The organism is Kitasatospora putterlickiae (assembly GCF_039527695.1).
Taxonomy (GTDB): domain Bacteria; phylum Actinomycetota; class Actinomycetes; order Streptomycetales; family Streptomycetaceae; genus Kitasatospora; species Kitasatospora putterlickiae.
In genome coordinates, this window is sequence record NZ_BAAAKJ010000108.1 from 1 (window position 1) to 21,888 (window position 21,888).

The 21,888-nt window shown below is 73.7% G+C and carries 23 protein-coding genes; 6 read left to right on the plus strand and 17 right to left on the minus strand.

Features of this window, described 5'->3' with window-relative positions; genetic code table 11:
• Together ABD308_RS11350 and ABD308_RS11355 are read right to left on the minus strand one after the other, a co-directional pair.
• Positions 1-333 (minus strand): Gfo/Idh/MocA family oxidoreductase (locus ABD308_RS11350; RefSeq protein WP_344331867.1); only part of this gene is annotated, 333 nt, incomplete at its 3' end.
• An 8-nt stretch (positions 334-341) separates the two neighbouring features.
• Complete coding sequence (locus ABD308_RS11355; protein ID WP_344331872.1) at positions 342-1,508, minus strand: DegT/DnrJ/EryC1/StrS family aminotransferase; 1,167 nt, start codon at positions 1,506-1,508, stop codon at positions 342-344.
• Positions 1,509-1,671: 163 nt separating this feature from the next.
• On the opposite strand from ABD308_RS11355, the gene ABD308_RS11360 reads away from it, so the two are divergent.
• From ABD308_RS11360 to ABD308_RS11375, 4 genes are all read left to right on the plus strand, one after another.
• Entirely contained in the window at positions 1,672-2,112 is a 441-nt protein-coding gene (locus ABD308_RS11360; RefSeq protein WP_344331875.1) for a type II 3-dehydroquinate dehydratase, read from the plus strand.
• The gene (locus ABD308_RS11365) at positions 2,112-3,137 is read left to right on the plus strand and encodes an ROK family protein (RefSeq protein ID WP_344331880.1); all 1,026 of its coding nucleotides are present in this window, start codon (positions 2,112-2,114) and stop codon (positions 3,135-3,137) included. Before ABD308_RS11360 ends, ABD308_RS11365 begins: the two co-directional genes overlap by 1 nt.
• Positions 3,138-3,232: 95 nt before the next feature.
• Positions 3,233-4,294 carry a 3-dehydroquinate synthase family protein gene (locus ABD308_RS11370; protein WP_344331881.1) on the plus strand — a complete coding sequence of 354 codons (1,062 nt, stop codon included), beginning with the start codon at positions 3,233-3,235 and terminating at the stop codon, positions 4,292-4,294.
• Position 4,295: 1 nt separating this feature from the next.
• Positions 4,296-5,165, plus strand: coding sequence for a shikimate dehydrogenase family protein (locus tag ABD308_RS11375; protein ID WP_344331883.1), 870 nt, complete (start codon positions 4,296-4,298; stop codon positions 5,163-5,165).
• Between the two features lie 225 nt (positions 5,166-5,390).
• Here the strand turns inward: ABD308_RS11375 and ABD308_RS11380 are convergent, their stop codons facing one another.
• The 5 genes from ABD308_RS11380 to ABD308_RS11400 form a co-directional block, all read right to left on the minus strand.
• Positions 5,391-6,212, minus strand: a complete 822-nt coding sequence (locus ABD308_RS11380) for a TIGR04222 domain-containing membrane protein (RefSeq protein WP_344331885.1) — start codon at positions 6,210-6,212, stop codon at positions 5,391-5,393.
• A gap of 123 nt (positions 6,213-6,335) precedes the next feature.
• Positions 6,336-7,343 (minus strand): phosphotransferase family protein, encoded by a 1,008-nt coding sequence (locus tag ABD308_RS11385; RefSeq protein WP_425554740.1) that lies wholly within the window; start codon positions 7,341-7,343, stop codon positions 6,336-6,338.
• 59 nt (positions 7,344-7,402) lie between these two features.
• Positions 7,403-7,696, minus strand: coding sequence for a hypothetical protein (locus ABD308_RS11390; protein WP_344331887.1), 294 nt, complete (start codon positions 7,694-7,696; stop codon positions 7,403-7,405).
• 98 nt (positions 7,697-7,794) lie between these two features.
• Positions 7,795-8,859, minus strand: a complete 1,065-nt coding sequence (locus ABD308_RS11395; protein WP_344331889.1) for a YncE family protein — start codon at positions 8,857-8,859, stop codon at positions 7,795-7,797.
• A gap of 188 nt (positions 8,860-9,047) precedes the next feature.
• Positions 9,048-10,238 (minus strand): cytochrome P450, encoded by a 1,191-nt coding sequence (locus ABD308_RS11400; RefSeq protein ID WP_344331891.1) that lies wholly within the window; start codon positions 10,236-10,238, stop codon positions 9,048-9,050.
• 209 nt (positions 10,239-10,447) lie between these two features.
• On the opposite strand from ABD308_RS11400, the gene ABD308_RS11405 reads away from it, so the two are divergent.
• Positions 10,448-11,107, plus strand: a complete 660-nt coding sequence (locus ABD308_RS11405) for a helix-turn-helix domain-containing protein (protein ID WP_344331892.1) — start codon at positions 10,448-10,450, stop codon at positions 11,105-11,107.
• An 89-nt stretch (positions 11,108-11,196) separates the two neighbouring features.
• Here ABD308_RS11405 and ABD308_RS11410 read toward each other — a convergent pair whose 3' ends face one another.
• From ABD308_RS11410 to ABD308_RS11425, 4 genes are all read right to left on the minus strand, one after another.
• The gene (locus ABD308_RS11410) at positions 11,197-11,778 is read right to left on the minus strand and encodes a hypothetical protein (RefSeq protein WP_344331895.1); all 582 of its coding nucleotides are present in this window, start codon (positions 11,776-11,778) and stop codon (positions 11,197-11,199) included.
• The gene (locus ABD308_RS11415; RefSeq protein ID WP_344331899.1) at positions 11,775-13,100 is read right to left on the minus strand and encodes a radical SAM protein; all 1,326 of its coding nucleotides are present in this window, start codon (positions 13,098-13,100) and stop codon (positions 11,775-11,777) included. Before ABD308_RS11415 ends, ABD308_RS11410 begins: the two co-directional genes overlap by 4 nt.
• Before the next feature lie 198 nt (positions 13,101-13,298).
• Positions 13,299-14,825 carry a DEAD/DEAH box helicase gene (locus ABD308_RS11420; RefSeq protein ID WP_344331905.1) on the minus strand — a complete coding sequence of 509 codons (1,527 nt, stop codon included), beginning with the start codon at positions 14,823-14,825 and terminating at the stop codon, positions 13,299-13,301.
• Between the two features lie 403 nt (positions 14,826-15,228).
• On the minus strand, positions 15,229-15,432 hold the full coding sequence (locus tag ABD308_RS11425) for a cold-shock protein (protein WP_045694210.1): 204 nt from the start codon (positions 15,430-15,432) through the stop codon (positions 15,229-15,231).
• Between the two features lie 393 nt (positions 15,433-15,825).
• Between ABD308_RS11425 and ABD308_RS11430 the strand changes: the two genes are divergently transcribed.
• Positions 15,826-16,143 (plus strand): hypothetical protein, encoded by a 318-nt coding sequence (locus tag ABD308_RS11430; protein ID WP_425554741.1) that lies wholly within the window; start codon positions 15,826-15,828, stop codon positions 16,141-16,143.
• Between the two features lie 474 nt (positions 16,144-16,617).
• On the opposite strand, the gene ABD308_RS11435 is transcribed toward ABD308_RS11430, so the two are convergent.
• The 6 genes from ABD308_RS11435 to ABD308_RS11460 all read right to left on the minus strand — a co-directional run.
• Complete coding sequence (locus tag ABD308_RS11435) at positions 16,618-17,202, minus strand: TerD family protein (protein ID WP_344331930.1); 585 nt, start codon at positions 17,200-17,202, stop codon at positions 16,618-16,620.
• Positions 17,203-17,655: 453 nt separating this feature from the next.
• The gene (locus ABD308_RS11440) at positions 17,656-18,618 is read right to left on the minus strand and encodes a sugar kinase (RefSeq protein ID WP_344331932.1); all 963 of its coding nucleotides are present in this window, start codon (positions 18,616-18,618) and stop codon (positions 17,656-17,658) included.
• Positions 18,615-19,244, minus strand: a complete 630-nt coding sequence (locus ABD308_RS11445) for a bifunctional 4-hydroxy-2-oxoglutarate aldolase/2-dehydro-3-deoxy-phosphogluconate aldolase (protein ID WP_344331935.1) — start codon at positions 19,242-19,244, stop codon at positions 18,615-18,617. Before ABD308_RS11445 ends, ABD308_RS11440 begins: the two co-directional genes overlap by 4 nt.
• A 98-nt stretch (positions 19,245-19,342) precedes the next feature.
• A complete protein-coding gene (gene dgoD, locus ABD308_RS11450; protein ID WP_344331939.1) occupies positions 19,343-20,488 on the minus strand; it encodes a galactonate dehydratase in 1,146 nt (381 codons plus the stop codon).
• Positions 20,485-21,201 carry a FadR/GntR family transcriptional regulator gene (locus ABD308_RS11455; protein ID WP_344331942.1) on the minus strand — a complete coding sequence of 239 codons (717 nt, stop codon included), beginning with the start codon at positions 21,199-21,201 and terminating at the stop codon, positions 20,485-20,487. The genes dgoD and ABD308_RS11455 overlap by 4 nt, the downstream gene beginning before the upstream one ends.
• A 55-nt stretch (positions 21,202-21,256) precedes the next feature.
• Positions 21,257-21,888 (minus strand): SDR family NAD(P)-dependent oxidoreductase (locus ABD308_RS11460; protein WP_344331946.1); only part of this gene is annotated, 632 nt, incomplete at its 5' end.

Consider the following 21,888-nt stretch of genomic DNA (forward strand, 5'->3'; position numbering starts at 1 on the left):
CCGGTCCGCCTCGGCGGCGCTGAGGCAGACCGGCTTCTCCAGGAACACCGGGACGCCGCGGGCGAGCAGGCGCTCGGCCACGGGGGTGTGCAGGTGGTTGGGCACCGCGACGACCGCGAGGTCGACGTCGGGGCCGAGCAGGTCGGCGTCGGCGAGGAGCGCGGCGCCGGCCGGCACGTGCTCCGCGCCGCCTCGGCCGGGCTCGACGACGGCGGTGACCCGGTAGGCCGGGTGGGCCGTCAGGCGGGGCAGCCAGATGGTGCGGCCCGCCCAGCCGAGGCCGACGACGGCCACCCGCACCGGGTCGTCCGGCCCCCGTCCGGCGGTGCTCACCCGCGCGTTCACACCGCGGCCAGGGCGTCGGCAATGATCTGGGCGGTGTCCTCGATCGCCCCCTCGCTCGCGAGGAGGGTGCGGTGGTGCAGCCAGATGCCGTCGGCGGTGAGCGCCTCGCTGTTGGGGCAGGCCTTGGCCAGCTCGTCGACGGTGGTGTCGGGCGCGGCCGACTCCCAGAAGCCGTCCGAGCGGTAGATGGCGCGGAAGACCACGAAGGCGGGCAGGCCGCGCGCGATCAGGTCGTCGACCAGGGCGTTGCGCCGGTCCTCGCCGAGGCCGGGCACCCGGAACATCGCCATGTAGTGCGGGACGCGGTCGGCCCGCTCGTCGTGGCCCTGCGGCACCACGCCGGGGATCTCCGTCAGCAGGCTCTTGAGCAGTTTGGAGCGCTCCTCGCGGACGCTGATCTGGCTGTCCAGACGAGCGAGCTGGGCGCGCAGCACGCTCGCGGAGAACTCGTTGAGCCGGAAGTTGGAACCGGAGGTCTGGTGGAAGTACTTCCGGTCCGTCGGCGGGCGGCCGCAGCTGTGCCGCAGGAACGCCTCGTCGTACTGGGCGGTCTCCGGGAAGGTGACGGCGCCGCCCTCGCCGGCCGTCATCAGCTTGCCGTTCTGGAAGCTGAACGCGGCGATCGAGCCCAGCTCGCCGACCCGGCGGCCGCGCCAGCGGGCGCCGTGGGCGTGCGCGGCGTCCTGCACGATCGAGACGCCCGAGTCGGCGGCGAGCTCGTCGAGGGCGTCCAGGTCGGCGATCTGGCCGGCGATGTGGACCGGCATGATCGCGCGGGTCCGCGGGGTGATCGCGGCGGCGGCCGCCTCGGGGCTCAGGTTGTAGGTGTCGAGGTCGATGTCGACCGGCACCGCGGTGGCGCCGAGCCGCTGGGCGGCCTGGGAGGAGGAGATGAACGTGAACGCGGGCACGATCACCTCGGTGCCCGGGCCGACCCCGAGCAGCTGGAGGGCGATCTCCAGCGCGTGGGTACCGTTGGTGACGGCGAGCGCCTTGGCGGCGCCGTGGTAGTCGGCGAACTCCTGCTCGAAGGTGTCGACCTCCTTGCCGCCCATCCGCCACCACTGGCCCTGCTCCAGCGCCCTGAGCAGTCCTTCGCGCTCGGCATCGTCATACTGCGGCCAGACCGGGAACTCCGGGGCCGGACGTCCTTGGGCACTCATAATTCCGCGCAGCCTTTCCTGTCGGGGGGACCGTGGAACGGCACGCTAACCCAGGAAATGCGGCCCGTCACCTCCCCTACGCACCCCCCTACAACGCCCTTGTCCTGCATCCCGGAGGGCCGGCCGGGGGTCCTTCCGGACCCCTCGCTGCTATAACCGGAATATGAGCGAACTGCTATTGCTGAACGGCCCCAATCTCGGGATTCTCGGCCGCCGCGAACCGGAGGTCTACGGCACCGACACCCTGGCGGACGTCGAGGCGGCGGTGGCCGCCGAGGTGGCCGGCCGGGGCTGGAAGGTGGTCTCCGTCCAGCGCGAGTCCGAGGGTCAGCTGATCGAGGCGGTGCAGGACGCCTGGGACGGCTCGGTCGGGGCGATCGTGAACCCGGGCGCGCTGATGATCGCGGGCTGGGGTCTGCGCGACGCGCTGGCCGCCTACCCTCGGCCGTTCGTCGAGGTGCACCTGTCCAACGTCTGGGCGCGCGAGTCCTTCCGGCACGAGTCGGTGCTGGCGCCGCTCGCCTCGGGCGTGATCGTCGGCCTCGGCGCGCTCGGCTACCGGCTCGCCGCGCAGGCGCTGCTGGCGAAGGTGCCGGCGTCCTGATGGGCTTCGCGACGACGGGCACCGCGACCACAGCCCGCACCACCGCGAGCGGCAGCACGGCTCAGGCCCCGGCGGCCGCTCAGGGCCCCACGGCTCAGGCCCCGGCGGCCGCCCGGGGCGTGCTCGGCATCGACATCGGCGGCACCAAGGTGGCGCTGCGCGCCGAGGACGGCCCGCCCGGCCGGCCGGTCCGCACCGAGGAGGCCGTGCTGCGCTGGCCCGGCGCCCGGGTCGCCGGCGCCTACGCCGACTGGACGGCGCTCGCCGGCACGGTCGCCGACCTGCGCGAGCGCTGGGAGGGCGACTTCGCCGCCGTCGGAGTGGCCGTGCCCGCGACCCTCGGCCCCGACGGCCGGGTGCTCGCCTGGCCGGGCCGCCCCGGCTGGCGCGGCTTCGACCTCCTCCCGGCCCTGCGGCGGCTCTTCCCCGACGCGGCGCTGGCCTGGGCGGACGACGGTGATCTCGCCGCGCTCGCCGAGGCGGTGCACGCCGGGGCCGGGCACGTGGTCTACCTGGGCGTCGGGACGGGCGTCGGCGGCGGTGTCGTGCACGAGGGCGCGCCGCTGCCGGGACCGGGGCGCGGCTCCTGCGAGGCGGGGCACCTGATCGTCGACCGCCGGGGCCCGGTCTGCGACTGCGGGCGGCGCGGCTGCCTTCAGGCCACCGCCTCCGGACCGGCGACCCTGCGGCGCGCGGAACTGCTGCGCGGCGCGCCGGTCGAGTACGCGGAGCTGCGGACCGGGCTGGCCGAGGGCGCGCCGTGGGCGGTGGAGGCCGTCGAGGAGACCTGTGCCGCGCTGGCGGCGGCGGCCGTCTCGCTCGGTGAGCTGTTCCACCCCGAACTGACCGTGCTGGGCGGCGGGTTCGCCGACGGTCTGCCCGGCTTCACGGCGCGGGTGGAGGCGCACGCCGCCGCGCTGGCCCGCCCCGGCGGCCCGGTCCCCGCGATCCGGCCGGCCGTGCTCGGCGGGCTGTCCTCGCTGCACGGCGCCCTCGCGCTGGCGCGACTGCAGCCCGCGTCCTGAAGCCGTGCCCGCACCACACGCCACCGCACCAAACCGCACCGCACCGCACCGCACGCCACCGCACCGCACCGCACCGACCAGCCCCGGGAGCAGAGTTGACCTCGACAGAAACCCTCGTCCGCACGGACGGCGGGCTGCGGCGCATCGACGTGGAGCTGGGCGAGCGCGGCTACCCGGTGCTGATCGGCCCCGGCGCCCGCCACCGGCTGGCCGGGGTGCTCGCGGGGATCGGCGCCCGCCGGGTCGCGGTGGTCAGCGCCCGGCCCGCCGAGTGGCTGCCCGACACCGGCCTCGACACCCTGGTGGTGGAGGCGAAGGACGGTGAGGAGGGCAAGTCCCTCGCCTGGGTGGCCGAACTGTGCAGCCGCTTCGCCGCGTTCGGCCTGAGCCGGGCGGACGCCGTGGTCTCCTGCGGCGGCGGCACCACCACCGACGCGGTCGGGCTCGCCGCCGCGCTGCACCACCGGGGAGTGCCCGTGGTGCACCTGCCCACCTCGCTGCTGGCCCAGGTCGACGCGAGCGTCGGCGGCAAGACGGCGGTGAACCTCCCGGAGGGCAAGAACCTGGTGGGCGCGTACTGGCAGCCGTCCGCCGTGCTCTGCGACACCGACTACCTCAGCACCCTCCCGCCGCGCGAACGCGTCAACGGCTACGGGGAGATCGCGCGCTGCCACTTCATCGGCGCCGGGGACCTCCGCCACCTGCCGCTGCCCGAGCAGATCGCCGCGAGCGTCGCCCGCAAGGCCGCCGTGGTGGCCGCCGACGAGCGCGACACCGGGCTGCGGCACATCCTCAACTACGGCCACACCCTGGGCCACGCGCTGGAACGCGCCACCGACTTCCGGCTGCGCCACGGCGAGGCGGTCGGCGTCGGCACGGTCTTCGCCGGCCGGCTGGCGGGCGCGCTCGGCCGGATCGGCCCTGAGCGGGTCGCCGAGCACCACGAGGTGGTGGCCCACTACGGGCTGCCGACCGCGCTGCCGCCGGAGGTCGACACCGGGGCGCTGATCGCCCTCATGCGGCTGGACAAGAAGGCCGTCGACGGGCTCTCCTTCGTCCTGGACGGCCCGCGCGGCGCCGAACTCGTCAGCGACGTCCCCGCGTCACTGGTCGCCCGCACGCTGGACGCCATGCCGCGCGCCGCCGGGGAGGCCTGAGGTGCCCCGTCTCCCCGACCCGCCGGCCCCCGACCTGCCAACCCCCGATTCGCCGGCCCCCGACGTGCCGGCCGCCGGGCCGCCGATCTCCGGCCGCACCCGGCTGTTCGCGGTGCTCGGCGACCCGGTCGCCCAGGCCAAGGCGCCCGCGCTGCTCAACCCGCTGTTCGCGGCGAGCGGCGTGGACGCCGTGCTCGTCCCCGTGCACGCCCCGGCGGACCGGCTGGACGAGGTCGTGCGAGGGCTGAAGGCCGTCGCCAACCTGGACGGACTGCTGGTCACCGTCCCGCACAAGCTGGCGATGTGCGGGCACGCCGACGAACTCAGCGACGCCGCCGCCCTGCTGGGCAGCACCAACGCGCTGCGCCGCGAGCCGGACGGCCGCTGGTACGGCGACAACTTCGACGGCGCGGGGTTCGTCCGGGGCCTGGCCGCCGCGGGACACCACCCGGCCGGGCTGCGGGTGGCGCTGGCCGGCGCCGGAGGCGCGGGGCTCGCCATCGCCGCCGCCCTGCTCACCGAAGGAGCCGCCGCCCTCACCGTCACCGATCCCGACCGGGGCCGGGTGGACGCGCTGCTGGAGCGGCTCGGCACCCGCTGGCCCGGCCGCGTGGCCGCCGCCCCGCGCCCGCCCTCCGGCGTCGACCTCGCGGTCAACGCCACCCCGCTGGGCCTGGACCCGGCCGACCCGCTCCCCTTCGACCCGGCACCGCTGGCGCCCGGGGCGCTGGTCGCCGACATCATCATGACGCCCGCCGAGACCCCGCTGCTGCGCACCGCCGCCGCCCTCGGCCTCGCCACCCACCCCGGCATCCACATGCTCACCGAGCAACTTCCGCTCTACCGCTCCTTCTTCCGCCTTCCGGGGTGACACCCGGCGCCCGGTGTGGTCCCCGTGTTCGGGAGCCGTCGGTCGCGGCCGTCGGCCTGGACCTGTGGGCCGCGTGCCGCCCGAGCCCCGCCCGCAGGGGCGCGTGCTGATCCCGAGGCTCCGCCGACCAGACCGTCGACGCCCTCTCCCGAGCACTCGGCCAAACCCGGACGGGCCGGCTCCGAGCCCTCCCCCGTCTCCCGCCCGGGCCTGGGGCGCCCGGCGTCACAGGCCGCCCAGGCCCGGCGGGTCCTCGAAGGGCGGCGGCGCCTGCGGAGGCCGGCTGATCGCCTTGTTCAACGCACCGAGCCTGCCGTGGAGATCGCCCAGGGCGACCTTGCCGAGGAGTTCGGCGTCCTCGTCGCCGAGCGGGTCGTGGACGCGGGGACGCCACGGCTGGTGGCGCTCCCCGTGCGCGGCCAGGGCCGCGCGGCCCGCCTCCGTCGCTCCGCCGAGCCGGTACGTCCAGTCCCTGGCGGACCGCCAGCCCGCCACGACGAGCAGGAAGGTCGCCACCCCCGGGACGATCGGGTCGGGGAAGCCGCGCGCGGCGACCATCCAGACGGCCGCGACACCGAGGGCGAAGGAGAGCATCCGGATCACGGTCAGCTGGTCGCGGGCCCGTTCGGCCGCCCGGAGCAGGGTCGGGTGGTCGACCAACCCCTGGTCGCCGAGCCGCCGCCCGACGGCGGTCAGGCCCGGGGCCCGCCGCAGTCGCTCCATCCGGCGCCAGGCACGGCGCCGCGGCACCCGCCCGAACACCCGCACGACCTCCGCCTCGGCCGTGTCCCGGGCGAGCGGCTCCACCACGGTGAGCACCCCGTCCGCCGCCGACACCCGCCCGCCGAGCACCATCGAGGCCAGCACCGTCCGCGCCAGCGACCGGCCTCCCCCGCGCAGGTAGGCGACCTCGTAGACCGTCAGTTCCTCCTCCGGCTCGCGCGGGACCACCAGCGCGTCCATGTACGCGCGGTGCGCCCGCCGGAACCGCAGCGCGCCGACCGCCGTCAACACGGCGGCCAGGGCCAGCACGACGATCCACCCCACGACAGCCCCCTCCCCCGCACCCGCCGACGCTCCCGGGTACATGCCCGCCCCACCCGCCCACCAAGCAACGGCCCACGCACCCGCCGTACCCGCCGTCCTCAAGGCCGAGACGCATGGGTGAGTTCAGGCGTGGGCCAGTTTCAGTGCCTGCTTCAGGTTGTACTCGGCGATGCCCGCCATGAAGGCCCGGTCAGGGAAGTCCCCATCGAGCAGCCGCAACGGACCCGCCGTCAGCGAGAGCCGCTGCGCGAGCGTGTAGAGCGCGAGCCGATCCTGGTCCAAGCCGTCCACATCCAGCGGCTGGTAGGCGTCGTGCAGGCGGATCCGTAGAAAGACGTGCTCCCACTCGACGTCGAAGTACATCAATCCCTCGATGTCGATCGCCACGGGATTCCCGTCCGCGTCCACCATCACGTGGTCGGGCCCCAGTTCGCCGTGCACGACCGCATACTCCGTGCGTGGCCGCACCGCCGCCGCCAGGTTCAGCAGCCGCTCCTCCAACAGGCCGCGGGCACCCGTGATCCGCGGATCGCGCGAGGCCGCCTCGGCGAGGTCCCGCAGCGCGCGGTCAAGAACCACACCCTCGCACGACGTACCGCGCGACGCTCCTCCGGCGTCGACCACCGCCACCTTGCCGTACGCCGGTGCCCGGTGACTTCGCATCGCTTCGAGCGACTCCGCGAGCCGGACCATGACCGCAGCCGCCGCGCCCGGGTCGCGCGCGAGCAGCTCCTCAAGGCTTTCCCCCGAAAGGTCTTCGACGATCGCGAGGTCCCCGTGGCAGTACGCGCCGTCGCGGTCGAGGAGACGGATCGCCGGAACGCGGACGCCCAGCCCGTCCAGCCGCGAGTGCGCGGCCTGGAACAGATCGAGCCCCAGGCCCGGCGAGAACGGGTCGGTGAGGTCGTCGTCACCCTCGGCCGCAGGCCAGTAGTTCTCGGTGTCGTCCCACACATAGGCGATCGCCGTCGTCTCGTCGTCCATGACCAGGCGGTAGACACCCTTCTTGCTGCCGCCCGCGACCCGCTCGACCCCTTCCAGCCGCCGCCCACCACCCAGCGCGGCACGCGCCGCCCCCGCCAACCGCTCCCGCGTCACTGTCCTGGGTGCCACTCCGAACCACCTCTCCATCGCGATGACCCGCGAACCCTACGGGAGCACCGGCGAGGAGGCGACTGGCCGGCTCCGCATCAGGCCCCGAACCGGCCATACTCAAAGCTGTCGCCGGGGATCCCCGGTCCGGAAATCAGCGAACCCGTCTGCTTCCCCCCGGCGGCAAGGCCGAAGAGGGCGAACGCCTCGACGAGGCCGCCGCCCTGCCCGGCGTCGAGATCCTTCCCGCGCCGTCCTGGCGGGAGGTTCGGCCCTTCCTCGCGGGCGCCGCCGTCACGGTGACGGGTTCGAAGGAACCGGAGACCTTCGGCGACGTGGCCGACGAGTCCCTGTCGGTGGGCACCCCGGTGGTCGGATACCGGCTCGGGCACCTGCCCGTGCTGACCGGCGGGGCGGGGCGACCGAGGGGCACGGTCGAGAACCCGCCTGCCTTCCGGGCGCCCACCCCGGCCGTTCCGCCGACGAAGGCTCAGCCGGCGCGCGCGGTCCATTCCGGCGGCGTCCACAACCGGGCACCGGCGCCGCCGACCTGGATCAGCGTTCCGGTATGTCGGTCCTGACGCGCCGGGCGGAACCCGTCGATCGCGAACACCTGCTGTCCGCTGGTGATGTCGACGCCCGTCAGACCGGCCTCGTCGGCGATCAGCAGATGCTCTCCGTCGGTGAAGAAGCCGAAATCGCCGACCGGCCAGGGGAACGTCGTGACCGCCTTGATCCATCGGACGCCCGGCGAGCGCGGTTCGATCGAGGCGGGGTCGAGGACGTGGACGGTACCGCCGCCGGCATCGTCGCGGTCGTACACCGCGATCCGCCCGTCGTCGATCCACACCGCCGGCCGGTTCCACTCCGAGATCTCGGGATAGACCGCGTAGCTGGGCCCGCCCTCGGACTCGTACGGGTTGTCGTGCAGCCAGGCGGTCAGGCTCCACACCGCCGGCATCCCCCACGGCTGCCACACCCAACCGCCGTCGTAGACCCGGGTCCCGTCAGGACTCAGCGCCAGCGCGCCGTGGAAGTAGTCGAGGCCGTACTCCGCGTCGTCCTCATCTCCATCCGGGCCGTCCCGCGCCGTAAGCACCTCGCCGGACGCGAGATCGGTGACATCCAGCCGGTTCCAGTCGGTGCGATGGACGACCACCGCCCGGCCACCGTGTTCGGCGAACGCCAGCGCGAACGGGACGGTTTCACAGCAGTGGTCCCCGCCGTCGAGCGTCAACGCCGTCGACCCGGTGGTGAGGTCGACGACGGTGCCGTACCGACCGCGGTCTTGAACCACCGCCGCCCAGCGGCCACATCGGGACGCGTGAAGCCGCGGTCGAACGCCGCCACCGTGTTCGGAGGCCGGCCTCTCCTCCCGATACCGGGCCACGTCCCGCACATCGCCGGTCGTCGGCGTCCACCGCGCCAGCCGTCCGTCCTCGGACAGCACCAGCCACGCCGGCCCCGCGCCACCGGGGGCCGCCGGCAACGCCGCCACATCCACGACCGGCCGCAGCGCGTCGGGAACCGCCACGTCCACCGTGATCGTCGCCATCCTGATCCCCTCGGTGCGTCGGCAAGGTCGGGGAGCGCCCCGATGCCGGTCACGGCGGTGAGGCCGGCACGGATCCGGTCCATGTCGGGCTCATTCTCGCGCAGGTCCGCCTCGGTGCCGTCCAGCGAGCGGGCCGCTCCGGTCGTCACGGCGGCCCTCCACGTCTCGCGGCGGGAGCGCGGGTCCGGTCAGGGGGCCCAGGTGACGGGGAGGCTCTTGACGCCGTGGACGTCGGCGGCCTCGGGGCGGAGGGGGACGTCCTCGGGCGGGACGACGAGGCGCAGGGCGGGGAAGCGGTCGAGGAGGGCGCGGAGGGCGACACGCAGTTCGATGCGGGCGAGTTGCCGGCCGAGGCACTGGTGGGCGCCGTGGCCGAAGGCGAGGTGGCCGCCGTCCTGGCGGCGGAGGTCGAGGGCGTGCGGGTCGGGGAAGCGGTCGGGGTCCCGGTTGGCGGTCTGGTACGACAGGACGACGGTCGTACCGGCCGCGATGGTCACACCGGCGAGTTCGACGTCCTCCAGAGCCGTCCGCATGAAGGTCTTGGCGACGGTGAGGTACCGCAGCAGTTCCTCCACCGCCTGGTCGACGAGGGCGGGATCGGCGCGCAGGGCGGCCAGCTGGGCAGGGTTCTGGAGGAGGGCGAAGGTGCCGAGGGCGAGGGTGTTGGCGGTGGTGTCGAATCCCGCGGAGAGCAGGATGAGCGCGATGCCCTGGAGTTCCTCGTCGGTGAGGTCGCTGTCGGTGAGATCGCTGAGGACGTCGTCGGTGGGGTGGGCGCGTTTGGCGGCGATCAGCCGCGCGAGGTAGCGCTGGGTGGCGGTGTAGGCGGCGATCAGCTCGTCCTGGTCGGTCTCCCCGCCGAGGAAGGTCTCGATCTGGCTCTGGAAGGAGCCCCGGTCCTCGTAGGGGACGCCCAGCAGCTCGCAGATGACGATGGCGGGGACGGGCTTGGCGAAGGCGGTCACCAGGTCGGCCGAGGAGCCGCCCTGTTCCATCGCGTCCAGGCGGTCGGCGGTGATCCGCTCGATGCGTTCGGTGAGCTGCCGCATCCGCCGGGCGGTGAACCTCCCCACCAGGGGCTTGCGGTAGCGGCTGTGCTCCGGGTCGTCCGTGAGCAGGAACTCGCCGGGCGGCGCGGGCGGGAGAGCGAAGTCGACGACGTTCATCAGGTCCTTGCGGGAGCTGAAGCGCGGGTCGGCCAGGACCGACCTGACGAGGTCGTAGCCGGTGATCAGCCAGCCGGGGTTTCCGCCGACGTGGGTGAAGCGGCTGACGGGGCCGCGCCGCCGGGCTTCCAGCAGCTCGGCGGGCGGATCGAAGGGGCAGCCGGACCCGCGGGTCGTCGGCAGTGTCGCGTCGGTGTGCGGGGACTCGCTCATGGCTGTTCCTCGGCTCGCGGGAAGGTGCTTCCGAAGTCTGTTCACAATATCTCGAAAGCTACGTTGCGTTCGGGGTGTCGTCAATTATGGAACTCCTATAACCCCAGGCAGACGGCCATGAATTGATGCAACAGGGCTGCGGTCGAATGCAACGCTTCGTTGCAATGAATGCCGCCGAAGGCAATACTGGCGGCATGCCAGGAGGACGCTTGACCCCGCAGGAGCGCCACCGGATCTCGGCCGGACTCACCAACCGGCTCTCCTTCGCGGAGATCGCCAGACGGCTCGACCGGCCGACCTCGACGATCAGCCGGGAGGTCGCGCGCAACGGCGGCGCCTCCGCCTACCGGCCCCAGCGGGCGCAGCAGGCGGCCGCCCGACGGGCGAGGCGGGGCGCACCACCACCCCAGCCCGGGCCCGGGCCGGCGGTCGACGCGGTGGCGGACGTCATCGTGGAGGCCGCGGTCAGGTCGGGGATGCCGAGGATGACGGCACGCGTGCACGTCGACCTGCTGCTGTCCGAGGACGGCAGGCGCACCGCCGCCGAGCTGGCCCGCAGACTGCGGGTCAGCCCCGCCTCCGTCTCGGTGGCCGTCAACTCCCTCGTGGAGAACGGGTACGTCCGCCGCGAACGCGACCCCCGGCGGCGCCGTGACGTCTACGTGCACGATGACGAGGCCTGGTACCGGTCGATCGTGATCAGCTCCCGGCAGACCCTGGATACGGCGCGCGCCGCGACGGACCTCACGGACGTGTGGGAGCCGGACAGCCCGGTGGCACAGCGGCTGGCCAAGGGGGGCGCGTTCCTGGAGCGGGTCATCCAGGACATGCTCGACTCCGCCGAACGCTGGCGCGGCCTGCTGTCCTGACGCCGCCCGGAGTCGGCCGCGAGGCGGGGCCGCTCCCGCCCGTGCGCAGCAGGCCGGGGCGGGAGCGGGGGTGCCGGCGAGCAGGAGATCTACCGCGCACCCTCCGGCGGGAGGACGAGGAACGCGTCGGGTCCGGCCCAACGGGCGGCGTCGGCGTCGGTCGCCGCTGTGCGGAGGGTGACGACGTTGCCCAGGTGCCGGGAGAGCCGCGCGGCCATCCGTTCGGTCTGCTCGGTCCAGTCCCCGGGGGCTGCGGGAGGCGGGACGACGATCAGCTCCAGGACGTCGGCCGGGTGGGTGGCGGTGCCGTCGGCGACGGGACCGGCGATGGCGAGCAGGGCGGGCGCGGGGGTGAGGTCCGCGGCGGCACGTTCGCGGACCTCCTCCACCACGTGCCGGCGCAGGTCGGCCAGGCCGTCCAGGGCCTTCCACACGATGTTCCCCGCGACCAGCCGCACATCCGCTCCACGCCCGCGCGGCTCGATCAGGCCCAGGAGGCCGAGGCGGAAGAGCGTGGCCTCCAGTTGGGTGGCGGCGACGGACGCGTCACGGGCCAGCTCCGCCGGCGTCAGCGGTGCCTCGGCGTTCTCCGCCCGGTGGGCGGTCAGCGCGGTGACGATACGGCCCGAGGCGCCGGGGAACAGCGCCGGGATCGGAGTACGGAAGTTCACTTCTTCGCCTCCTGCGGCTGTGCGGGGAGGGTGTCCATGAAGGAGCTGACGGAGAAGACGGCGTTCCCGGGGCCGGCCGGGCCGTATCCGGGCGGCGAGCTCAGGCCGAACTCCCGCATCGTCGCCCGATACGCCTCAAGGAGCCGGACGTGGTACTCCAGCGGCGCTCCGTGCGGGTTGGCCTTGCCCAGGGGGGTGGTGGGCTCCGGGCACCAGGTGGTGAAGCGCGGGGTGATGCCGTGCGACATGAAGAACCGCAGGCCCTCGACGGTGGAGTCGACGGCCTCGCCGGCACGGGTGAAACCGAAGGGCTCGGCCATCTCGACGCCGGCGACGAAGTTCGGGATCACGTTGCGCGGCCCGAAGACCTCGGCGGAGTCCAGGATGCGCCGGTGCCATTCGTCGCGGCCGACGTGCCGCTCCTTTCCGGGGCAGTACAGCTCGAACAGACGCCGGTCCCACACCTCGTAGTTGGGGTGGTAGATCCGGATCCCGTGGTCGTGGAAGCGCCGCACGGCCTCCTTGGGCAGGGCCTGGGCGACGACCTTGCCGATCCAGCGGCCGGGGAACCGCTCCTCGATCGCCTGGGCGTACCGCCCGTAGAAGTCGGCCTCGTCCAGCCCCCCGACCCGCGACGTGATGGCCCCGCCGGTCAGCGTGTAGGCGGTCGACGTGCCGGCGACATCGTGCCGGTCGATGATCTCCAGCGCCTCCAGGACCTCCTCGACGGGCTTGACGCCGGTGTAGGGACGGCCCGCGGCCTTGTGCTGGTGCCAGTTGTGGTTGATGTCGCAGTACTGGCATTCCTGCTTGGCGCCGAAGTACTGGCAGACCCGGAACACCGTCAGATAGATCAGATAGCCCCACTGGATGGTCGGGGCGACCTCCATCACCGACTTCCCGCTCGCCAGGGTGTGCCGGTAGTACTCCGGCATCGGCGGCAGACCGACATCGGCGATCCGTTCCCCGTCCAGGTACAGGCCCAGCCGCCCCTCGGCACCGGGAGCCACCCGGTAGGGCGAGGCAGGGTTCACCCGAACCGACACCACCGTGCGGCGCAGCCCGTAGGGCCCGCCGGTCAGCACGATCTCCTCCGGTGGGCGGCGCAGCGCGGCCTGGCCCAGCTCGGGCAGGGTGCCGTGGTCGAAGGAGAAGATGAAGTACGACTTCGGTTTGACGTCCCCGTCCTGGTTGTCGCTCAGCGCGGCGGCATCGAAGGCGATGCCGCCGCGCAGCAGGTCCTCCTTGACCACCGCTTCCCGGGGAATGTCCGGGAAGCGGTCCATGAGACCTTCGATCAGGGCGGTGCGGGCTTCGGTCATGATCGCCACGCTAGATAGGGAGGACCATCTTCCGGATCGGTCCCCGGTCGCACCCGGCCTCGGAAGAAGGGAGTAGGCCGTTTCCACTCCGACCCGCTCTCCCCGGTCCGGGTCCCAGGTGGGTGAACGGCGCGGCACGGGCGGCGGAGCGGGCGCGGGTGGACGGCGGTGCGACGCCCTCGACGGACCGCCCGGGCGCTACCCGGCGGACGTGGTGCGTCCGGGTGCCCGGCGGCGGGCGGAGGATCCGCGCTCGCCGCGGTCGGAGGCCGTCCGGGTGCCGCCGCCCGCCGGGACGGGGCGGCCGTACCGGCCGCGGACGCCGGGGGCGTTGCGGCGCGGGCGCTCGGCGAAGGGGTCGGCGACCACTACGGGCACGCCGGTGGGCACGCGAGCACCGGTGATGCGGGCGAGGTCCTCACCACCGGCGAGGACCCTGGTGGTGACGGGGGTGATGCCGGCCGAGGTCATCAAGCGGGCCGCCGAGCGGCGCTGGCCGGGCAGCACCAGTGTCACGACGGTGCCGGACTCGCCGGCCCGGGCGGTCCGTCCGCCGCGGTGCAGGTAGTCCTTGTGGTCGGTCGGCGGGTCCAGGTTGACGACCAGGTCGAGGCCGTCGACGTGGATGCCGCGGGCGGCGACGTTGGTGGCGATCAGCGCGCTCACCCCGCCGGTGCGGAACTGCTCCAGGGTGTGGGTGCGCTCCGGCTGGGTCTTGCCGCCGTGCAGGGCCGCGGCCTTGACCCCCTGCGCGAGGAGGAGGTGGACCAGGCGGTCCGCTCCCTCCCGGGTGTCGGTGAACATGATCACCCGGCCGTCGCGGGCGGCGATGTGGGCTACCGTGGCGTCCTTGTCGGAGTTGTGCACCTGCAGCACGTGGTGCTCCATGGTGCTGACCGCCGCCGCCGACGGGTCCACCGAGTGCGTGACCGGGTCGTTGAGGAAGCGCCGCACCAGGCGGTCGACGTTGCGGTCCAGGGTCGCGGAGAACAGCATCGTCTGGCCGCCTTCGGCGACCTGGTCGAGGATCTCGGTGACCTGTGGCAGGAAGCCCATGTCGGCCATCTGGTCGGCCTCGTCCAGGACCGTGATGCCGACCTGGTCCAACCGGCAGTCACCGCGCTGGATCAGGTCCTTGAGCCGGCCCGGGGTGGCCACCACGATCTCGGCCCCGCGGCTGAGCGTCCACGATTGGCGGCGGATCGGCGTCCCGCCCACCAGGGTGGCGGTCCGCAGGCGGACCGCGTGGGCGTAGGGGGTGAGCGCCTCGGTGACCTGCTGCGCGAGTTCGCGCGTCGGGACCAGCACCAGGGCCAACGGGTGATTGGGCTCGGCCCGTCGGCCGGCCGTGCGGGCCAGCAGCGCGAGACCGAACGCGAGGGTCTTGCCGGAGCCGGTCCGGCCCCGGCCCAGCACGTCGCGGCCGGCCAGCGAGTTCGGCAGCGTCGCGGCCTGGATCGGGAACGGGGCGGTGAGTCCCTTGCGGGCCAGCAGCGACAGCAGGGCCTTCGGCAGGTCCAGTTCGTCGAAGGACCCGACGGCGGGCAGCACGGGGGTGGAACTCACCGGCATCGCGAACTCGGCCGGGGAGGACGAGCCCCGCGAGCGGGACCGTCCCCGGCCGCGGTCGCGTCGGCCGTCGGCCGGGCTCGACCCGTGGGCGGAGGAACCGCCCCCGGAGAAGGGTTCGGTTCTCCGGTTCGAGGAGCGATTGGAGCGGTTCACGTGAGGAGACCTTCCTTCGGGCGGCGCGTCACGAGGAAGGCTCCGCGGCGCGGGGCACCGGCGGAGACCGCGAGGGAACGGGCCGGAAAATGCGGCGGGCGGAACGTGGACCGGGGATCCGCGGGACACGTCGCCCGTGGGCGGCGTCTGCCGGGGAGGAGGGCGGGCTCGGAGGGCCTGGCACCGCGAACCGTCACGGCGAACTAGTCACGGCGAGGGGTCGGACGTCGTCGGCCCGAACGCGGCGTTGCGGGTCCCTCCCGCTCCGTGACGGCCACTGGCGGTCGGTGCCGGCGGCTCGATCGGGCGATTCGACGGCACCCGAGAACGCCGAGAGGCCCGCACCGGGCACGATGACGCGGTGCGGGCCCCTCGCTGCCGGGCGGGTGCCGGAGCAGAAAAACTACAGCGGGCGAATGTTCTCGGCCTGCGGGCCCTTCTGGCCCTGCGTCACGTCGAACTCGACCTTCTGGCCCTCAAGCAGCTCGCGGAAGCCGTTGGCGTTGATGTTCGAGTAGTGGGCGAAGACGTCCGGGCCGCCACCCTCCTGCTCGATGAAGCCGAAGCCCTTCTCCGAGTTGAACCACTTCACGGTGCCGTTAGCCATCTAATAATCTCCTTCAGGGGCTGTCCGAAACCCGCGGAGCGCGGGCATCGAGTCGCCGCGATGAGCACCCACCCGGGGAAGAGCCGGGAAACAAAAAATGCGCCTGCAAACATCAGCAGGCGCACACAAAGTTCATGGGAACCACTACTGCAACTGATAACGACTGTAGCAGGCCCGGGCCCACAACGGGTGAATATTTCGACCCGGGTTTCGAAGGCGGCGCCGCACCTTCCGTCGCGCCTGTCAACACGCCCGCATGCCTGCCCACTTGAGGCGAAGGGTTGCCCGCAGTCCTCGGCCGCGCCCTCCGGGGCGGCAGGCGCGGGTCGGCCGGGCGCTTCCCTCGGCGGGCCCGGCCACGAGCGGCACCGCGCCCCGCAAGGCGTACCGAACGTGCTGTACGGCACACGGATTTCGACGCCGCCGACTTCCCGTGCTCCGGACGGTTCCGCTGCCGTTTTTTCGGGCGCATACTGGCCGCATATGACGAAATATGGAGCAGTCCGCCGCCCCCTGCCCACCAGCCCCTTTGCCCCGCGGCCCGAAGCGCCGCGCAAGCACTTCGCCGCCGGTGACCGCGTCAATCACGACAGGTACGGCCTCGGCCGGGTCGTCAGCGTCGAGGAGACCGCCGACGCCGCGGCACTCGTCGACTTCGGGTCACACCAGGAACGCATCGTTCAGCCGTACACCGCCATGTGCAAGCTGTGACCCCGGCCCCGCGCCGGTAGCGCTGCGGCGCTCACCGGCGGCCCGCACCGGCGCCAGGTACCGCGATCACCTGGTGACGGCGCGATGTTCCCACGTCCACAGCCGGTCGCGGCTCCCGCCGCTCCGCCGTGCGGATCCGGCCGCACCCGGCACCACCGGAGGCGGCCGACGCCCGCTCGTCGCCTCCGCGGGCCGTCACCGCGGAAGCCCGGGCCGTCACAACGGCCGGCGACCTGGCGGCGTCCTCCTTCGGCGTACCCGCAGCACCGCCACCTACGGGGGATCCCCACCACCCCGCACGGCAAGGCCGACCGCACCGCCCTCCCCCCACCGCCACGCCGCCGCCCCGGCCGGTGACCGCGCCCGGGCCCAAGGCGCACGCCGCCCCGGATCCGGAAACCCCGGGACGGCGTGCGCGGCCCCGACTCCCCTTCAGGCACCCCGAGCCCGTCGAGTGCGTCGGGACCTCCCGTGCTACTTGCTCACGGCGAAGCGCATCAGGTCCTTCTCGTCCCCCTGCTTGATCTTCCCCGTCTCGTTGATCACCTGGAGCTTCCAGCCCGAGCCCGCCCGTATCGCCTTGGCCACGGCGCAGCCGTTGTCGTTGGTGAGCATGCTGGGCCAGATGTCCGCGACCTGCTGGGTGCTGCCGCCCGTCGCGTCGTAGACCTTGAAGCTGATGTTGCGGGCGTTCTGGAAGGCGCTGCGCTTCTTGTAGGCCGCGGCGACGAACACGATGGAGGTGATGTTGGCGGGCACCCGGGCGAACTCGACGGTGACCGTCTCGTCGTCACCGTCGCCGTGCCCCGTCTGGTTGTCACCGCTGTGGACCAGCGAACCGTTGCCCAGGGGATCCAGGGAATCCAGGCCGGCGAGGCGTACCGGCTCGGCGCCCTGCATGGCGATGGCGATCAGGTCGAGGTCGGTGCCCTGCTTCTGCCGGATCTTGCCCAGCAGCCCGCCGCTGCTCCCTACGGTCGGATCCCAGGAAACCCCGATGGACAGGTGGGTCACCCCGTCCAGATCCGCCGGGCCGTCGTCCTTCGTCAGCGTGATCATGCGTGGTCCTCTCGGTGGGGAACTGTTACGGATTCGAGTCTGCCTGGTGCGCCGTCCATCGGCCTGCCTGCGACGTTGTGCGGTGCCGACCCGTCATCCTCTGCGCTGTCGGGCATGGACATCGTTCGCCGGTGCGACCGGCTTCCGGCGTTCCGCCCACCGCGGGATTCGAAACGCGCCAAGGAGCGGCGGCGCATCATCCGACCAGGGCGGACACCGTTTCCCCAGCACAATACCCGCCGCCGTCCCGCCCTCCGGGAGCCGGTCGGAACAACGGACCGGGACGCCGGAGAACGTGCGCGCCGCGTACCTGCCGGCGCCCCCTGGTGACCGCCGGTCGGGCGGTCCGGCTCCTCGCCTTCCCGGCCCGGAACCGGGCGTCGCCGTCCTCCGGACGGGCGAACCGGTGGTCCCGTCCGGTGCGGGCGGAGCGACGCCGTTCACCCTCGCGGACTACCTCAAGGTCGTGCCGGCGGGCCGGTCGAGCAGCGCGAGGTCGGCACGCGAGGGCAGGCCCTCCCAGTCCCCGTGTGTGGCGACGGCGAACGCCCCGGTGGTGACCGCCCGGTCGAGGCGGGCCTCCACGCCGAGGCCGTCGAGCCGGCCGGAGAGGTAGCCCGCGACGAACGCGTCACCGGCTCCGACGACGTCCACCACGGGCACCCGGCGGGCGGGCACGCTGACCCGACCGGCCGCCGTGGTGACGGTCGCGCCGTCGCCGCCCCTGGTGATCACGACCTCGCGGCGGCCCCGGGCGAGCAGCGCGGCGACGGCGTCCCGCTCGGGGAGCGAGGGGTCGTCGCAGACCAGGTGCAGTTCGTCGGCCGAGGCGACGAGTACGTCGGCGGACCGGGCGAGCGGCAGGAGGACCGAGCGGGCCCGGTCGGCGTTCCACAGCCGAGCCCGGTGGTTGACATCGAGGCAGACGGTCGCGCCGAGTGCGCGGGCGTGGCGGGCGGCGGCCGCGACGGCGTCGGCGGCGGTGGCGCTCAGCGCGGGGGTGATGCCGGTGAGGTGCAGCAGTCGCAGGCCCGGGGTGAGGGCGGGCAGGACGTCCTCGGCCCGGAGTGCGGACCCGGCCGAGCCGTGGCGGTGGTAGGAGACCTGGACGAGGTCGCCGATGCGGTCCTCCCGTGCCATCAGTCCCGTGGGCCGGCCGTCCGGGTCGGTTCGGGCATGGCTGATGTCGACGCGTTCGGCCCGCAGCGTCCGCAGCACCAGGGCGCCGAACTCGTCGTCGCCGACCCGGCCGACCCAGCCCACGCGGTGCCCGAGCCTGGCCAGGCCGATCGCCACATTGGCCTCGGCGCCGGCCACGGAGAGCCGCATCGGGGCGCCGAGGCGAATCGGACCGGTGGCGCGCAGGGCGGCCATGGTCTCGCCGATGGTGACGACCTCGGGGGGCCCGCCGGTCATGCGCCCACCGTCGTCCCGGTCAGGCGGTCGCGCCAGCGGGCGGCGCGGGCGCGCAGCGCGGTGAGGTCGCCGCCGCGTGCCGCGTCGCCGATCAGCGGTGAGCCGACCCCGACGGCGACCGCGCCGGCCGCGAGGTAGGCGAGGGCGAGGTCGGCGTCGACGCCACCGACGGGGACGAATGGCACCGTCGGGAACGGGTCGCGCAGCGCCTTCAGGTAGCCCGGGCCGCCGAGCGAGGCGGGGAAGAGCTTGACCGCGAGGGCGCCGTGCTGCCGGGCGGTGATCACCTCGGACGGGGTCAGGGCACCGATCAGCAGGGGGAGCTCACCGAGGTCTCCGGGGCGCAGCGCCGCTCCGAGTCCGGGGGTGACGAGGAAGCTGGCGCCCGCGGCGGCGGCCCGGGCCGCGTCGTCGGGGGTGACGACGGTCCCGGCACCGAGGACGGCGTCGGCACCGAGTTCGTGCCGGGCCCGCTCGATCACCCACGGCGCGTCGTCCGTGGTCAGGGACACCTCGGCGGCCGCGATGCCCTCCTGCGCGAGGGTGAGGACGGTGCGCAGCGCCGCTTCGCGGTCGGTGCCGCGCACGATGGCGAGGGTGTGGTGCGGTAGTGCGTCGAGATCCATGGGGGTCTTCTCAGCTCGCGCGGGCGGCGGGGTCGGGAGTGTGGCGGGGGCGGGGGCGGTGCGGACGTCGATCGGCGGGGTGGCCGGGGCCGGACCGGTCACCATTCCGCGAACGCCCCGTCCTCGTGGTGCCAGACGGGGTTGCGCCAGCGGTGGCCGGTCTCGGCGGCACGTCGTACCGCGTCCTCGTCGATGTCGATGCCCAGGCCCGGGCCGGTGGGGCGGGCGGCGTACCCGTCGACGAAGCGGAACGGGGTGGGGTCGAGGAGGTGGTCGAGCAGGTCGGCGCCGCGGTTGTAGTGGATGCCGAGGCTCTGTTCCTGGATGAGGAAGTTCGGTGTGGCGAAGGCGATCTGGAGGCTGGCGGCGAGCGCGATCGGCCCGAGCGGGCAGTGCGGGGCCATCGCGACGTCGTACGTCTCGGCGAGGGCGGCGATGCGCCGGACCTCGGAGATCCCGCCGGCGTGTGAGACGTCGGGCTGGGCGACGGCGATGCCGGAGGCCAGGACGTCGCGGAAGTCCCAGCGGGAGAAGAGCCGTTCGCCCACGGCGATCGGCACCGAGCTGGACTCGACCACGCGGCGCAGGTCGCGGGAGTGCTCGGGGAGGACGGGCTCCTCGACGAACAGCGGCTGGAGCGGTTCCAGGAGCGGGAGCAGTCGGCGGGACATGGCGGTGGACATCCGGCCGTGGAAGTCGACCGCCACGTCGCGGTCGTCGCCGAGGACTTCACGGACGGCGGCCACCCGGTCGACGATCTCCCGGGTGCGGGCCGGGGTGTCGATGTGCCGGAGCCGGGCGGCGCCGTTCATCTTGACGGCCGTGAACCCGGCTTCGACCTGGGCCCGGGCCTGCTCCGCGACATCGGTGGGGCTGTCGCCGCCGATCCAGCCGTAGACCCGCGCGCGGTCGCGCACCGGGCCGCCGAGCAGGTGGTGGACGGGGACTCCGTGGACCTTTCCGGCGATGTCCCACAACGCCTGGTCGATGCCCGCGACCGCGCTGGAGAGCACCGGCCCGCCCCGGTAGAAGCCTCCCTTGGTCAGGACCTGCCAGTGGTGCTCGATCCGCAGCGGGTCCTGGCCGATCAGGTGGTCGGAGAGTTCGTGCACGGCGGCGCGGACGGTCTCGGCGCGCCCTTCGACCACGGGCTCCCCCCAACCGGTGACGCCCTCGTCCGTCGCGATGCGCAGGAACAGCCAGCGCGGCGGGACGAGGAACGTCTCCAGGGCCGCGATCTTCATCCCGGGTCCCCCTCGTGTGTCGTGGGTACGAGGTCGTGCAGGTCGTCCGTGGCCTGGGTCAGCAAGGTGGCCACGGCCTCGGCCGCGGCGCCGGGGTCCTGGGCGCGAACGGCCTCCAGGACCGCGCGGTGCGCGGGAAGGGGGTCGGCCCAGGACTCGGCGCCGTGCACGATCCGGTCGCGGACGCGCAGGCCCGCCTCGATGACGACCTCCATCCGGCTCAGCAACTCGTTGTGCGTGGCGGCCAGGAGGGCGCGGTGGAAGAGCAGGTCGGCCTCCACCAGGGCGTCGGCGTCGGCGCCGGCCGCGGCCATCCGGTCCAGCGCTCCGGCGAGCCGGGCCAGGTCGTCGTCGTCGCGGCGCCGGGCGGCCAGCCGGGCCGCGGCCGGTTCGACGATGGAGCGGACCTCGGCCAGGTTGTCGAGGAAACCCTCGTGCGGAACGCTCCGGCCCTGCCACCGCAGCAGGTCTCCGTCCAGCAGGCTCCAGTCGGAGCGCGGGCGCACGTAGGTGCCGCGCTTCTGCCGTGACTCGACCAGTCCTTTGGCGGCGAGGACGCGCAGGGCCTCGCGGACGACGGTCTTGCTGACGCCGAGTTCGGCCTCGATCCGCTCCGGGTACAACGCGGACCCCGGAGGGTAGGTGCCGCGGATGATCCGCTCGCCGAGGATCTCCACGGTCTGTCCGTGCAGTCCGCGTGGGGGTCGGTTCATGTGCCCGCTCCAGTCCGCCGGTGGGTGGCCGCTCGGCCAGAGCCGGTCCGCCCCTTCATGCGGAGGCCTTGACGACGGACCAGCCACCGTCCACCACGAGGGTGGTGCCGGTGATGTAGGAGGCGTCGGAGGAGGCCAGGAAGGCCACGGCCGCGGCGACCTCCTCGGGGCGGCCGAAGCGCTTGGCGGCGGTCCCGGCCACGCTGGCGGCCCGGTCCCGCTCGTCGACGCGGTCCCAGGCCGCCGTCATGATCGGGCCGGGGAGCACCGTGTTCACCCGGACCTGCGGCCCGTACTCGACGGCGAGCTGACGGCCCATGGAGCACAGGGCGCCCTTGGCCGCCGCGTACGCGGGGTGGCCCGGGATGCCGACCAGCGCGTGCACCGACGAAGTGAGCACCAGCGCGCCCTCGTCCGTCCGCAGCTGCCGGGCGAAGGCGCGCACGGCGAGCCACGAAGCCTTGAGCGTGACGGAGAGCTGGCGGTCCCACTCCGCTTCGGTGAGCTCGTGAGCCGGTTTGACGGTCACGGTGAAGGCATTGCTGACCAGGACGTCCAGTCGCCCGAAGCGGTCCTGGACGTGCGCCGCCAGTGCGTCCCACACGGCGGCGGCGGACACGTCGGCGTGCCGGTACTCGGCCCGGCCGCCCTCCCGGGCGATGGACTCGGCCAGCGCCCGGCCGGCGT

Bases quoted from the DNA above. Each gene is read 5' to 3' on its own strand.
- ABD308_RS11355 (WP_344331872.1), bottom strand. From the start codon at position 1,508: ATGAGTGCCCAAGGACGTCCGGCCCCGGAGTTCCCGGTCTGGCCGCAG.
- ABD308_RS11360 (WP_344331875.1), top strand. From the start codon at position 1,672: ATGAGCGAACTGCTATTGCTGAACGGCCCCAATCTCGGGATTCTCGGC.
- ABD308_RS11365 (WP_344331880.1), top strand. From the start codon at position 2,112: ATGGGCTTCGCGACGACGGGCACCGCGACCACAGCCCGCACCACCGCG.
- ABD308_RS11385 (WP_425554740.1), bottom strand. From the start codon at position 7,343: ATGGAGAGGTGGTTCGGAGTGGCACCCAGGACAGTGACGCGGGAGCGG.
- ABD308_RS11395 (WP_344331889.1), bottom strand. From the start codon at position 8,859: ATGGCGACGATCACGGTGGACGTGGCGGTTCCCGACGCGCTGCGGCCG.
- ABD308_RS11400 (WP_344331891.1), bottom strand. From the start codon at position 10,238: ATGAGCGAGTCCCCGCACACCGACGCGACACTGCCGACGACCCGCGGG.
- ABD308_RS11415 (WP_344331899.1), bottom strand. From the start codon at position 13,100: ATGACCGAAGCCCGCACCGCCCTGATCGAAGGTCTCATGGACCGCTTC.
- ABD308_RS11425 (WP_045694210.1), bottom strand. From the start codon at position 15,432: ATGGCTAACGGCACCGTGAAGTGGTTCAACTCGGAGAAGGGCTTCGGC.
- ABD308_RS11435 (WP_344331930.1), bottom strand. From the start codon at position 17,202: ATGATCACGCTGACGAAGGACGACGGCCCGGCGGATCTGGACGGGGTG.
- ABD308_RS11440 (WP_344331932.1), bottom strand. From the start codon at position 18,618: ATGACCGGCGGGCCCCCCGAGGTCGTCACCATCGGCGAGACCATGGCC.
- ABD308_RS11445 (WP_344331935.1), bottom strand. From the start codon at position 19,244: ATGGATCTCGACGCACTACCGCACCACACCCTCGCCATCGTGCGCGGC.
- dgoD (WP_344331939.1), bottom strand. From the start codon at position 20,488: ATGAAGATCGCGGCCCTGGAGACGTTCCTCGTCCCGCCGCGCTGGCTG.
- ABD308_RS11455 (WP_344331942.1), bottom strand. From the start codon at position 21,201: ATGAACCGACCCCCACGCGGACTGCACGGACAGACCGTGGAGATCCTC.